Origin of the sequence: Actinomadura meridiana, from assembly GCF_039537545.1 — a bacterium.
Taxonomy (GTDB): domain Bacteria; phylum Actinomycetota; class Actinomycetes; order Streptosporangiales; family Streptosporangiaceae; genus Spirillospora; species Spirillospora meridiana.
Genome location: NZ_BAABAS010000012.1, coordinates 159,671 through 174,098, shown reverse-complemented (window position 1 = coordinate 174,098; position 14,428 = coordinate 159,671). Strand labels below are relative to the sequence as shown.

Annotated in this window: 5 protein-coding genes; 2 read left to right on the top strand and 3 right to left on the bottom strand. The window is 68.1% G+C overall.

Annotated elements, in window-relative coordinates; genetic code table 11:
* Positions 1-7: 7 nt before the first annotated feature.
* From ABD808_RS21050 to ABD808_RS21040, 3 genes are all read right to left on the bottom strand, one after another.
* Positions 8-580, bottom strand: coding sequence for a UbiX family flavin prenyltransferase (locus tag ABD808_RS21050; RefSeq protein ID WP_344899246.1), 573 nt, complete (start codon positions 578-580; stop codon positions 8-10).
* A 275-nt stretch (positions 581-855) separates the two neighbouring features.
* Complete coding sequence (locus tag ABD808_RS21045; RefSeq protein ID WP_344899244.1) at positions 856-1,749, bottom strand: SDR family oxidoreductase; 894 nt, start codon at positions 1,747-1,749, stop codon at positions 856-858.
* Between the two features lie 38 nt (positions 1,750-1,787).
* Positions 1,788-2,381 (bottom strand): TetR/AcrR family transcriptional regulator, encoded by a 594-nt coding sequence (locus ABD808_RS21040; RefSeq protein ID WP_344899242.1) that lies wholly within the window; start codon positions 2,379-2,381, stop codon positions 1,788-1,790.
* Between the two features lie 237 nt (positions 2,382-2,618).
* Here ABD808_RS21040 and ABD808_RS21035 point away from each other — a divergent pair, with 237 nt between their 5' ends.
* Together ABD808_RS21035 and ABD808_RS21030 are read left to right on the top strand one after the other, a co-directional pair.
* Positions 2,619-7,031: a LamG domain-containing protein gene (locus ABD808_RS21035; protein WP_344899240.1), complete on the top strand. Its 4,413-nt coding sequence runs from the start codon at positions 2,619-2,621 to the stop codon at positions 7,029-7,031.
* 269 nt (positions 7,032-7,300) lie between these two features.
* On the top strand, positions 7,301-14,227 hold the full coding sequence (locus tag ABD808_RS21030) for a polymorphic toxin-type HINT domain-containing protein (protein ID WP_344899238.1): 6,927 nt from the start codon (positions 7,301-7,303) through the stop codon (positions 14,225-14,227).
* Positions 14,228-14,428: the final 201 nt, after the last annotated feature.

Genomic DNA, 14,428 nt, shown 5'->3' with positions numbered 1-14,428 from the left:
GGAAGGTCTATTCGCCCCAGCGGGGCAGGTCCGGGACGTCGATCCCGAACAGGTCGAGCGCGCGGGCGGCGGTGTGGTCGACGATGTCGTCCACGCTGGCCGGATGCGTGTAGAAGGCCGGGACGGGCGGCATCACAATCGCGCCCGATTCGGTGGCGGCCGTCATCGCCCGCAAATGGCCGAGCGTCAGCGGCGTCTCGCGGACGAGCAGCACCAGCCGCCGCCGCTCCTTGAGCGTCACGTCGGCCGCCCGCGTCAGCAGGTTGTCGTTGTTGCAGTGGGCCACGGCCGACAGAGTGCGGACCGAACAAGGCGCCACGAGCATCCCGCCGGTCGGGAACGAGCCCGACGCGATAGCGGCGCCCACGTCCGCCGGACGGTAGGTCACATCGGCCAGCGCCGACAGATCCCGGGCGGACAGGTTGGTCTCATAGGCGCGCGTCTGCTGCCCGGCAGGCGTCACCACCAGGTGCGTCTCGACGCCTGCCTTGCGCGCCAACTCCAGCACGCGCACCCCGTAGGCGATGCCGGTCGCACCGCTGATCCCGACGACAAGCCGTCTCGGCCCCTCGCCGTTCACCCGAACACCTCACCGTGGCCTTGGACGAATGCGTCCGATGCCCGCGACTGCGTTATCAGCGACGTGCCTGCGATCCCCTCAGCGCCTTTCATCACGATCACCACTTGGTACTCCTTCGCATTGCGTCCTCCGCGAGCCATCCGCCGACCGTCTCCCAGACCGCGTGCGCCTCCGGGCTTTTGGGGGGCACGCTGGACAACGGCGATGCGCCTAGAACCGGCAATGGCCATGCCTCGTCCGCCGTGCATTGCCGACCGACGGAACGGGCGGCACGGCTATACCGCTGGTCGGCCCGGTGGGATCGCCTTGTCGCTGGCGTGGCTCGACGTCGCCGCCCGCTGGTAGTAGTCGGCGAGGTGGCGCCGACCCGTGATCGGCGAGAGCACGTCATTGGTGAGCACGGTGAGCGGGAATTCGATGACCCCGTGCACGCGCAGCGGAGTCAGCCGACGCATCATCGCCAAGCCCGACTTGATGAGCACGGCCGGGACGTGGGTGACGCGCGGCGTCGCGCCCAACGCGCGGAAGGCTTCCTGAGCGATCTGCTCGTGTGTGAGGACGTCCGGGCCGCCGATCTCGACCTCGTCGGCGTCAGTGGTCAGGGCATCGGCCGCGGCCGCCGCGACGTCGGCGACGTCGATGGGGTTGATGCGGAAGCGGCCGTCACCGAAAACGTAGACACGTCCTTTGCGGGCCATGCCGAGGTACTCGTCGAAGTCGGAGAAGAAGCCGTTCGGGAACAGGATCGTGAAAGCCATTCCGGAGCTGCGCAGGTCCTTCTCGAACGCGCGCTTGGCGCGGACGAGTTGCAGCTTCTCCAGTGCGGGCGCGCGGACCACGGAGGAGTACACGAACTTGCCGACCCCGGCCTGGACGGCCTCGTCCAGCAGGTTCCGGTTGGCTCCGTAGTCCACGTCCCAGCAGGTCTGCTTGCTCTTCTTGCCCACGAGCCCGATGGCGCTGACGACCGCGTCGATGCCGTCGCAGCAGCCCGCGAGTGCCTCCCGGTCGGTGGCGTCGGCCGTGAACACGTCGTCGACCGCGTCGCTGACAGGCTCCAACCGTGCCGCGTTCCGGGCCAGCGCCCGGACGTAATGGCCACGGTCCTTCAGCTCGCGGACGATCTGCCTTCCCAAATTGCCGGTCGAACCGGCGACGAGAACTCTCATCACTCCGTCCCTTCCTTTCGTTGATGCCGCGCGCACCCTCATGAGCGGTCTTCGATGAGATCGGCGAGCGCGTCCAACGTCTCGTCGACGGGCAACGACGTGTCCAGGAGCCGGTGCAGCATGAGCCCGTCCAGCAACGCGACGATGACGGTGGCCGCGCCGGTGCGTCTCGCCTCGGACCAGGACGGATGAAGTTCTCCGAGCCGTTCACCGATCCGCGCCCGCGCCTGGCGCAAGCCGTCGCGCAGAACCTCGCCCATCGCGGGGTCGCGCAGGGCGCCCGGCATGAGTTCCACCGCCAGCCGCATCATCCGGCCGTCGCCGGGCGTGGCCGAGACCAGGGCGCGGACGGTGTCCAGGGCGGCGGCGAAGTCCGGGGCGTCCAGGAGGGCGTCGATGATCGGGGTGATGATCTCGTCGGCCGCCCTGCTCGCGATGGCCGAGTGCAGGCCGGGCAGTCCGCCGAAGTGGTAGTGGATCAGCCCGATGTTGGTGCCGGCCCGCTCCGCCACCGCACGCGTGGTCACCGCGGGCCAGCCGCCGTCCACCAGCAGCGAGACGCCCGCATCTATCAACTGCTCGCGGCGGCGGCGTCCACGGCCCGAAGTTGCACGATCGACCAAGTTAGTCACACGACCAAGTTAGCACGTCCAGTAGGTGGTTGCTGGATCAGTGGACACCGCCCGCTTCCCGCTGGGGCGCTGCGGCTCGGAATGTGAGTCGGAGGTTGAGTCATTCGTTCCTATCCACCGTGTCGCGGCCGTTGCGATCATCCGGCCCATGACGTCGAGATCGTCCCTTCGCCATGGGCCGCCGTCCGCGCCGCCCGTCTTTCCCGTCCGCGAACGGCGCCACCGGGGTGAGTTCGCGTGAGCGCGGAGAGGGTCGGCGTGCGCCGGATCGCGTCCGTGGTCGCGTCCGCTATGGCGCTGGGGCTCCTGGTGGGAGTCGGCCCCGGACAACCAGGGCCTGCGCTGGCGGCGGAACGAAGAGGTTCACCAGCGGGAAACCCCGGTGATTCGGCGGAGAGCGTCGCGTTGGCCAAGGCCCGCCGAACCAAGAAGCCGGTTCCGGTACCGGCGTTGACCACGGAGACCACGGACGTCACCGCCAAGCCCGGCGGACGTCTGGTGGCGACGATCCACAACAAACCGGTGCGGACGCGGGTCGGTGGAAAGTGGAAGCCGATCGACCCCTCGTTGCGAAAACTGGCCGACGGCTCGGTGGCACCACGGGTCGTGACGTCCAACCTGCGGTTCTCCGGAGGCGGGACACGGCCGCTGGTCCGCATGTCCAGCGCGGGCAAGCAACTGGAACTGACCTGGCCTGGACGGTTGCCGGTCCCGGTGGTGCGTAGTGCCACGGCCGTGTACGAATCGGTGCTGCCAGGTGTGGATCTCCGGATGACCGCGACGGATACCGGGTTCACCCAGTTGCTCGTGGTGAAGTCGGCGAAGGCGGCCCAGAATCCGGCATTGGCGCGGTTGACGCTGGGCCTTGGAAACAGCGACCTGAACGTCCAGGTGGGCAAGGACGGTTCGTTGGCGGCGGTCGATCCCGCCAGCGGCGGGACGGTGTTCACCGCGGCCGCGCCCGTGATGTACGACTCGACGACGGCCGGGCGCGAGGGCGCGGGCCTGGACCAGTCCGGACGCGCCAGGACCAGTGCGTCCCCGACCCCGACCGGGTCGCCAAAGGTTCAGCCTCCCGGGCATGCCAGCGAGCATGTGGCGCGGCTGGCACTCGGAACCAAGCCCGGGAGCCGTTCGCTGACGTTGACGCCCGATCGGACCCTGCTCGCAGATCCGGACACGGTGTATCCGGTCACGATCGATCCGAACTGGCAAACGCCGCATGCCGGTGGCTGGGCGGGGATCTCGAAGCACTGGTCGAACAATTCCTATTGGAAGTTCAGCGACGACTTCGGGACCGGCTACTGCCCAGATACGCGGACCTGTGTGGCCGGAGACGTCAAGCGCGTGCTGTACGCGATGCCGATCAAGGGTGGTCCGCTGGTCGGCAAGCACATCCTGTACGCCGAGTTCGGGGTCCACGAGTCCTGGGCGTACAACTGCACGGCTCGGCCGGTTCAGTTGTACGCGACGAACCGGATCAGTTCGCACACGACGTGGGGCAATTCGAGTTCGTCGGCGTTCTGGCCCGACCATCTACAGACGATCAATGCCGCGAAGGGCTGGAGTTCGAGCTGTCCGGCGGGGTATCTGGAGTTCGGCGGGACGAGTTCGACCACGCTGCGAAGCAAGGTCCAGGCCGCGGCGAACGGCAACTGGTACGACGTGACGCTGGGGTTGAAGGCGCAGGACGAGGGGTCGTCCTACGGCTACGAATGGAAGCGTTTCGCCAGCGACGCGTTCCTGCGCGTGGAGTACAACCTGCCGCCTCGGCAGATTCCGATGTCGGCCCTGTCGATGTCGCCGGGGTCGGCATGCCAGGCCTCCACGGTCGCGATCACCAAGTGGCCGCAGGTCACGGCGAGGCCGACCGACCCGGACGACGACCGGATCGGGGTCCAGTTCGCCGCCGCCTGGACCGGTGGCGACGGGGTGTTCAAGCGGCGCTGGTGGTCGACCGGCGCGGAGGGCACCCGGCCGCCGTCGAATTCGTTCAAGGCGTCGGGGTCGTTGTTCTCGATGACGTTGCCGTCGTCGTCCATTCCGCGCGATCAGACGGTGGGCTGGGAAGCGCGTGCCTGGGACGGCGCCGAGTGGGGCCCGTGGAGTTCGAGTGGGCCGTCGCCCACCGATTGCTATTTCCGAGTCGACACATCCCGTCCTGTAGGCCCGGCGCTGTCGTCGGAGTCGTTCCCTGGCTCCCCGGACGCGACCGCCGATCTGCCGTGGACCAACGGCGTCGGCCGGTACGGCACCTTCACCATGGACAGCGCCTCGACCGATGTCGTGAAGTACCAGTACGCGCTCGACCAGATGCCGTCCTCGGCACACGAGAAGGCGACGTCGAATGGCGCGGCACAGTCGGTCCATCTTCTGATGACCACGGAGGGGCCGCATTTCTTCGCGGCCCGCGCACTGGACGCGGCGGGGAACGCCTCCGAACCGACCGTCTACTACTTCCTTGTTTCCAAGGGCGATCCGCAACGGTCGGGATGGTCGATGGACGATCCGGCCGGAACCGCCCGGCTGGCGGCGACGGGCCGTCCCATCACCGCGACGGCCTCGTCGTCGGGCGTGACGGTCGGCGCCCCCGGACACACCGGCCAGGGCCTGCGTCTGTCGGGCACGGTCGGCACGGACGGCGGCCCCGAGGCGTACGCGGCCACCGACGCGGCGGTGCTCGACACCGACGACAGCTTCACTGTTTCGGCCTGGGCCAATCTCGCGGACGGGCCCGGCGCGTACGCCGATCACAGCCTCATCAGCCAGAACGGCACCCTCGCGGGCGCGTTCGAACTCGGTGTGGTGGATGGAGCCTGGACCTTCCAACTGCGTTCGGAGGACACCGGCGGCGTGAACGGCCCAGGCGCACCAAACCCATGGACAGCGGCCCGGTCAACGAAACCGGTGGCAACAGGCCAATGGACGCACGTGACCGGCGTCTACAACGCGGCAGCCAAGACCGCCACGGTCTACGTTGACGGGGAAGCGTCGGCTCCAGTCGCCGTCCCGGCATCGTGGAACGCCCGCGGTCCGCTCCAACTCGGCCGATACCTGCACCACACCCTCCGCACCGAGTACGTCGACGGATGGCAGGGCGGTATCGACGACGTGCGCGTCTGGGATCGGGCGCTACCAACCGCCGACGTAGCCGACCTGGCCGCCGGTCACGCGATGACGACCGGGCTGTCGCCCCGGGCGGTGTGGCCGCTGGACGAGACGTCCGGCACAACGCTCACCAGCACCCCCGTCACCTCGGACGCGGTCGTGTCGGGCCAGGTCACCGCCGGTGTGAAGGGAGCCCAGGGCACCGCGGTGCGTTTCGGCGCGGGCGGCTACGCGCGCACCGACAGGCCGCAGGTCGACGCGACCCGCAGCTTCGCCGTGGCGGCATGGGTCCGGCTCGCACCTCCTCCCGCCGATGATCCCTCGCACATGGTGCTCATCCAGAACGGCGTGCACAATGGCGAATTCGTCCTCTATTACTCCACGTGGTACAAGCGCTGGGTTTTCGGCCGTTACAGTTCTGACTCCTCCACCGCAGCGCTGACACGGGCGATGCAACCGGACTGCACGGTGGGGTCGAACGACTCCAACGGCGTCCCGTGCATGGGGCCGACGACCGGCCAGTGGACCCACCTCGTGGGCGTCTCGGACGCCAGGTCGCACCAGTTGCGGCTGTACGTCAACGGCTACCTGGTCTCGACGACCGGCTACACCCAGACGTCCGCGTGGCCCAACCCGGGGCCGTTGCAGATCGGTGCGAACAACACCGAAGGCACCAACGACCAGTTCTTCGGCGGCGACATCGACGACGTGCGGGTCTTCGACCGGGTCGTCAGCGGACCGGAGGTGGAGCAACTCGTCCAGCGGCGGCCGACGCTGGCGGGCCGGTGGAAGCTCAACCAGGCGTCCGGCATCCCGCCCGTCTCACCGGACGACCTGACCGCCAACCCCGTCACCTTGTCGGGGAACGCGACGATAGATCCGAGTTCCGCTTACGTGGGGAGCGGCGCGCTGAGCCTGGACGGCACCAACGGCTACGCCTCGACCACGGCGTCCCCACTGCACACCGGCCAGAGCTTCACCATCGCGGGATGGGCGCAGACCGCCGGTGCCCCGAACCGGGACATGACGGTGTGGTCGATCGGCGACGGCACCGACAGTGCGTTGACGGTCCGCTGGGACTACCAGAAAACCGTCACCGACCCCTACACCAACGAGACCGTCTACGTGGGGCAGTGGCAGGTGGAAACCGCCGATGACAGCAGCCCCCGGGTGCGAACCGGCGCCGTGCACAGCTACCAGGCGCCAGCGGACGGAGGCAGTCGCTGGAACCACCTGGCGGTGACCTACGACGCTTTCGCCCACCAGCTGTCCCTGTACGCGGACGGGCAACTGGAGGACCAGGTCTGCGACGACGAGGACACCTCCGGGACCTGCACCGACCACGTGTCCTTCACCGGCGCACCCCAACCATTCGAGGCCACCTCGGGCTTGCAGCTCGGACGCGACCGGTCGGGCGGCGCCTGGAGCGAGTACTTCTCCGGTCAACTCGACGACGTGTGGGCCTACCAGGGAGTGCTGAGCCAGGGGCAGATCGGCAAGTTGGCCGACGGCGAGGAGTTGGACAGCTCGTCCGGCCCCTGACCCGGGCGGCACGTGCGCCGTCCGGCCGAAAGGCCGCCAAACGCCCGGCGAACGCCGGACGCCCGTCCGGGCGCACGAGCGCCCTCCCCCAGGCGCGCCTCCTCAAAGGGTCCGCCCCGATGTCACCGAAGATCCTCACCTGTTTCGTGTGTCAGCCGTCCGGCCTGCGGACGGCGTGATGAGCCGTCCTCCCGGCGTCCCGGGAGGCGGCGGAGAGTTGAGCCGAAATGCGCCTGTCGCCTTCTTCCTGGGGTCGGTCGCTGCCGGTCGTGGCGGCTGCCATGTCGTGCGTGCTGGCGGCGGCGTTGCTCGCGGGCTGCCAGCCGCCGGGTTCGTCGGGTTCGGGCAGGCCCGAGGCGGTGTCGGCCGAGCGGCCGGTCAAGGTCCACAAGGCCAAGGTGCGGCCGCGCGACGCCAAGCCGCAGGCGCGACGGTCAAAGCGCTCCCACCACGGGACGCCGAAAGCGACCTGGCCGAAGGCAGGCACGGCATCCGTGACCCCGACCAGCCAGGACACCAAGGGGCTCGCCGATGAACCACACGCCGTGAAGGCCGGTTCAGCGCCGGTGACCTTGCGGACGACAACGGCGGCGAAGGTACGGGTGCTGGACCACGCGGCGGCGGCGCGGGTCGGACTGGACGGGGTGCTGCTCACCGTGTCCGGTCCGGCAGTCAGCGGCGCCGGACGACACGTGGACGTGAGCCTGGGCTACGGGGCATTCGCCGAAGCCGCAGGCGCCGGATACGGAAGCCGCTTGCGCCTGGTGCAATTGCCGGAATGCGCGTTGTCGACGCCGGACCGACCCGAATGCCGCGTGGCGACACCACTGGCAGGCGGAAACAACGCTGAGACGAAGACCGTGACCGCGAAAGCGGTGACGGCAGGAACAGCGAACGGTTCGACCGTTGTCCTGGCGGCGGCGCCTTCCGAGTCAGGCGGCACCGGGGACTACAAGGCGGCCCCATTGGCGGCCGCGTCGTCGTGGAGCACCTCGGTGAACAGCGGCTCGTTCTCGTGGAACTACGACATGGCGGTACCGGCGGTGCCGGGCGGCCTGGTGCCCCAGGTGGGGTTGTCGTACTCGTCGGGAACGGTGGACGGCCGGACGTCCAACGGCAACAACCAGGCGTCGTGGGCCGGGGACGGGTTCGACCTCGATCCAGGTTTCGTGGAACGGTCGTACAAGTCGTGCGGCGACGACGGAGTGAAGGTCAACGGAATCGACTCGGGCGACCTGTGCTGGGGATACGACAACGCGACGATCAGCTTCCAGGGCCATTCCGGGCAACTGGTTCCCGTGTCGGCGGACGAATGGCGAATCCGAGGAGACGACGGCACCAAGATAGTGCGAGTCCGCGACACCTCACGCGGCAACGGCGACAACGACGGCGAGTACTTCGTCGCCACCACGTCGAATGGCACCCGATACTATTTCGGCTACAACCGCCTGCCGAACTGGGGCTCAGGGGACAAACAAACAAATTCCGTGGAGACGGTCCCGGTGTTCGGCGACGACTCCGACGAACCATGCCACGGGACCGCGTTCGACAGTTCGTGGTGCCAGCAGGGCCGCCGTTGGAACCTGGACCTGGTGATCGACCCGAACGGCAACGACATCACCTACTGGTACAACCCCGAGACCAACAACTACGGCCGGGCCGTGGACGCCGCCAAGGCCACCCCGTACACGCGCGGGGCGACGCTGGACCACATCGAGTACGGGCAGCGCGTCTCCGACATCTACTCCTCCACGGTGAAGCCGATGGCGCGGGTGAACTTCGGCACCGGCGCCCGCTGTCTGGAGCCGACGGCATCGCTGTGCGACCCGGCGAAGATCGACGCCAACAGACAGTACTGGTACGACACGCCCTGGGACATGAACTGCAAGTCCGGAGCAGACTGCACCAATCTCTACAGCCCAACTTTCTGGACGCGCACCCGTCTGGCCAAAGTAACGACGCAGACGCTCCAACCAGATGGCTCCTACAAAGACATCGACTCATGGGCGCTGCACCACCGCTGGGGCGACGCCGACAACGACTACCAGCTGCTTCTGGACTCGATCCAGCACACCGCGACAGCAAGCACGAAAGAAGTCGCCCTCCCGCCGACGACCCTGAAATACACGGTACTCCAGAACCGGCTCGACAAGACCGGGGACGGTCTCGCCCCATTCCTGAAGAAGCGGCTCAGCACGGTCGACGACGAGTCCGGCGGCCAGATCGACGTGAACTATTCGGCGTTCGCGTGCGACTGGGGGAAACTGCCGACACCGCAGTCCAACACCACGCATTGCTTCCCGCAGATGTACCAGCCGTCCAATGACGTGCCGGTGACCACGCAGTGGTTCTCGAAATACGTGGTGCAGTCGGTGATCGCCACCGACCGGACCGGCGGCGCCCCGGACATGGTCACCAGATACTCCTACCTGGACGGCGGCGCCTGGGCGTTCGACGACGATGACGGGCTGACCAAGGAGAAGCTGAAGACCTGGTCACAGTGGCGCGGGCACGGGCATGTGCGGGTGGAGACCGGCGGCGTATCCGGCATGTCCACCCAGACCGACCACTACTTCCTGCGCGGGATGGACGGGGACCGCGACGACCCCTCCGATCCGTCCAGGACGCGAACGGTGACGGTGCCGGACGGCGAGGGCGGCACCATCACCGATGACCAGGCATGGGCGGGTCACGAGTACCGCACCGAGTCGTACGACAAGCCCGGCGGCAAGGTCCTCACCAAATCGGTGAGCACGCCGTGGAAGAAGCAGACCGCGAAGCTCACCCGTTCATGGGGCACGATCACCGCCAATCTCACCGGAACTGCCTCGGCCCGGTCGTTCACCTCGCTCGACGAGGGCGCGGGATCCAGGTGGCGCGAGGTCGCCACCAACACTGTCCATGACGACCGCGGCCGTCCCACCCGGGTGGAGGAACTGGGCGACACCGGCGTGTCCTCCGACGACAAGTGCACCCGCACCACCTACGCCGACAACACCACCAAGTGGATCTTCACCGGGGCGATCCGGACCGAGACGGTCGCGGGGAAGTGCTCGGCGTCCCCCGATCTGGACACCCGGCCGGACGGCACCTCGGCGGTGATCTCCGACATCCGCGTCCGCTACGACGGGCAGGCGTACGGGCAGGCGCCAACCCGGGGGCTCGCGACGCTGACCGAAACCCTGAAATCGCGGCACGGCAACTCCGCGACTTACCTGGACGACGCGGCGACCTACGACACCTACGGCCGCCCGGTGTCCACCACGACGGGCGTGTCCACCAGCGTGTTCGACCCGTCCGACGACAAGGCGGCACCGAAGACCACGGTCGGGACCGGCGACGACGCACCCCGCACCACCACGACCGACTACAGCCCCTCCACGGGACGTCCCGCCAAGGTGGTCATAACCACGCCCCCAGCAACCGCTGGAGAACCGGCGTCCGCCCAAGCAGTCACCACCTACTTCGAGCCACAGCGCGGCCTACCGGTGGTGACGACCGACGCGAACGGACGGCGCACAGACGTCGCCTATGACGCCCTAGGACGGGTCACCGACGTGTGGAAACCCGACCGGTCTCGCGCCAGCGGGCAGTCACCGAACCTGGCGTTCGTCTACCACGACTCCGACGACGCGATCCGCTCAGTGGAAACAAGGACGCTCACCAACACGGGATCGCACGACACCTCCTACACCCTCTACGACGGGTTCGGGCGCGTCCGCCAAACTCAGGCGCCAGGCCCGGACGACGGCCGGATCCTGACCGACGCCTTCTACGACGAACGCGGCCAGGCGGCCCTGACCTACGCCCCCTACTACGCGACCTCGGCACCGTCCGGTGTCCTGTCGAAGGTGGAGGACGCCACCGGCGTGGAGAGCCAGACCGTCCAGACCTTCGACGGGCTGGGCCGGGTGACCCAGGCCAGGCAGGCCTCCGGGGACGGGGCGGCGATCCACAGCCTGTCGACCACCACGACGTCCTACGGCGGGGACAGCGTGACCGTCACCCCACCGCAGGGCGCCACCCCCACCACCACCTTCACCGACGCCGCCGGACACCTCACCGGGCTGCGCCAGTACCACGCCGACGCCCCCACCGGCCCGTACGACAGCACCGCGTACGGCTACGACCCGTCCGGTCACCTGACCAAATTGACCGGCCCGGACGGCAGCGTGTGGACCTGGACTTACGACCAGCTCGGCCACCAGATCAAGGCCACCGACCCCGACACCGGAACCACCACCAAGACCTACGACGACCGTGGGGAACTGACGTCCAGCACCGACGGCCGTGGCAAGACCATCACCCACACCTACGACAACCTCTCCCGCGAACTACAGACCCGCGCCGGTACGGCACTCACCTCGCAGACCTGGGACCCGGCGGGCAACAAGGGCCAGGTAGCCGCCACGACCCGCTACACGACCATCGGCGGCGCCACCTACCCGGTCACCGCCACCGTCAACGCCTACGACGCGCTGTACCGGCCGACGAAGACCACACTGACCGTCCCGTCGATTCCCGGCCAGACCTCAGCGTCGGGATCAGGGACGGGGCTGGCCGGTGACTACACGTCCACGACCGCCTACAACCTGGACGGGACGGTGCGGTCGGTCGGCTACCCCGCCGCGGGCGGCCTGCCCGCCGAGGTCGTCGCCTACACCTACAACTCGCTGCACCAGGTCACCAAGGTCAGTGGCCTGTCGGACTACCTGACCAACCAGACCTACGACCTGCTCGGCAAGCCGCTCCAGTCGACGCTCAACGCCGGCGGCCACACCACCTGGATAACCAACGGATACGAGTTCGGCACCCAGCGGCTGCACTCTTCGCGGACCGACCAGGAGGACGTCACCGGCCCGGCGCGGGCTGCCGTCTACGGCTACCAGACCGCCGGGAACGTCACGTCCATCACCGACGCGTCCCGCACCGGCACCGACACCCAGTGCTTCCAGTACGACCACCTGGCCAGGCTGACCGAAGCATTCACCCCTCGCACCGCCACGTGCCCGTCCACCCCCGACGGGTCGACCCTGGGCGGCCCCGCCCCGTACTGGACGAGCTACACCTACAACACCAGCGGCACGCGCAAGACCGAAACCCAACACGACCCGTCCGGCACCACACCTGGCACCACCCGCACCTACAACTACCCCACGACAGCCAGCGCCCCGCACACCCTCACCGACCTGGCCACCACCACCGCTGGCACCACCACCCACCAGACCTACGACTACGACGCCGCAGGGAACACCACAACCCGGCGCCTTCTCCCCGACGCCCACACCACCGACTCACAATCCCTGACCTGGACCGACGACAACCTGCTGGCCAAGGCTGCCGACACCATCACCACCACCGGCCCGACCAGCACGGTCACCACCACCCGGACCAGCGACTACCTCCAGGACCCCACGGGCGGACGGCTAGCGGAACACGTCCTCGACAGTTCCGACCCCGCCAAGGAGAACACCACCCTCTACCTCGGCAACACCGAACTGAACCTCGTCAGAAACGCCGCCGCACCAACAGCCACCCGCTACTACTCCCTGGGCGCCGCCACCGCGATCCGTACCGACGACGACCACGTCACGTTCCAGATCAACGACCCGCACGGCACCGCGACCACCGGCATCGACGCCGCCACCGGCGCCCTCGACCAGCGCTACCAGACACCGTTCGGCGACGACCGGGGCACCGCCCCCGCCCACTGGGCCGGAACCCGTGGTTTCGTCGGTGGCACCAAGGACACCGGCACCGGCCTGACCCTCCTGGGCGCCCGCGACTACGACCCGTCCACCGGACGGTTCATTTCCCCCGACCCGATCCTGGCCCCCGACGACCCGCAATCGCTGGCCACCTACACCTACGCGGGCAACAACCCCGTCACGCTGTCCGACCCGTCCGGCCAACGCCCCAAGGAATGCTCGACAGGCGAGGCCACATGCACCCCGGACAACCACCACATCAACGACCAGCAGGCCACCGCGGACCACGAATGCTCCACCGGCCGCGCCAGCTGCCCCGACAGCACCCCACCCCACGGCAGCACACCCGGCCAGACCGCCCTGCCCGACAGCATCGAGATCTACCCGACCATCTTCGTCCCCCGAAACTGGGCGAAGCGAATGCAGTTCTCCACCGCATTCCTCAAGAGGATCGCCGAGGACTGCAAATACTCCGACTTCTACTGCGACTCCCCCTACGAATACCTGGGCGGCCCCGGCGACTACCCCTACTCCGAATCCGCCCTAGCGCACATCAACCAGATACTCACCACCGACGTCTTCCTCGCTTGCAGCGACGTCGGCGGCTGCCCGGACAGCATGCACGGCCACTGGTACGACGCCGCCCTAGCCAACGCCAGCGACCCTTACACGACCACCTTCGACGCCCCAGGAAAAACCACCGGATCCGGCCGCGCCTCAAGAAAGGCCAAAGGCCGAGAACCCGTCCGCGAGGCCCCCACGGCGTGCAGCTTCACGCCCAGCACAAAAGTCCTCATGCCCGACGGCAAGACCAAACCCATCGGAAAGATCAAACCCGGGGACAAGGTCGAGGCCGCCGACCCCAGGACCGGAAAGCACAAGGGCCCCCGCACCGTCGACGCCACCATCGTCAACCACGACACCGACCTGGCCGACCTCACCGTCCAAACCGCCGACAACAAAACCGCGACCCTCCACACCACCGCCAACCACCCCTTCTGGAACAACACCACCCACACCTGGACCGCCACCGGTGACCTGCGCTACGGCCACCGCCTCAACACGACCGACGGTGACCATCCACGAGTCCTCGCCGTCCGTATCCACCACGACACGGCGGACATGTACAACCTCACCGTCCGCCAACTCCACACGTACTACGTGCTGGCCGGAACCACGCCGGTCCTCGTTCACAATCACGGCGAGGCTTGCCCCACCGGGGGATCGGAGCACGACCCCGTCGACGATGCCATCCGTAATTCGGAACTCGATCCCGGCGTCGCGTCCCCCTGGGACTATCCCACCCGCGCCGGACATGATCCGGTGGACCTGTCGACCCAGTGGGGACTCATCAGACGCAGCCCCGCTCCCTGGTCGGCGCGGAAACCTGGCACCAACACCGACGTGGCGCTCACCAGAGGACAGAAAGCGAAAAAGGTGACCCACCTGATCCTCGACATCCTCTCGAAATTCGGCGCCTTGGGCTGATCACCCAAAAAGGAGGGCCCGGGGAGACGACCCTGGGCCCTCCATCGCATCTACGTCCACATTGATCTGCTCGGCATTTCCGGGCGGCTTCTTTCTGAACAACGGTCTGCCCGAGGGGATGGTCAAGGGCCGTCGTGTGATCGCGTGGGCGGGAGGTTTGTCGCGGGGCGGGGTTGTGGGGGTGGGGGTCGTAAGATCGTT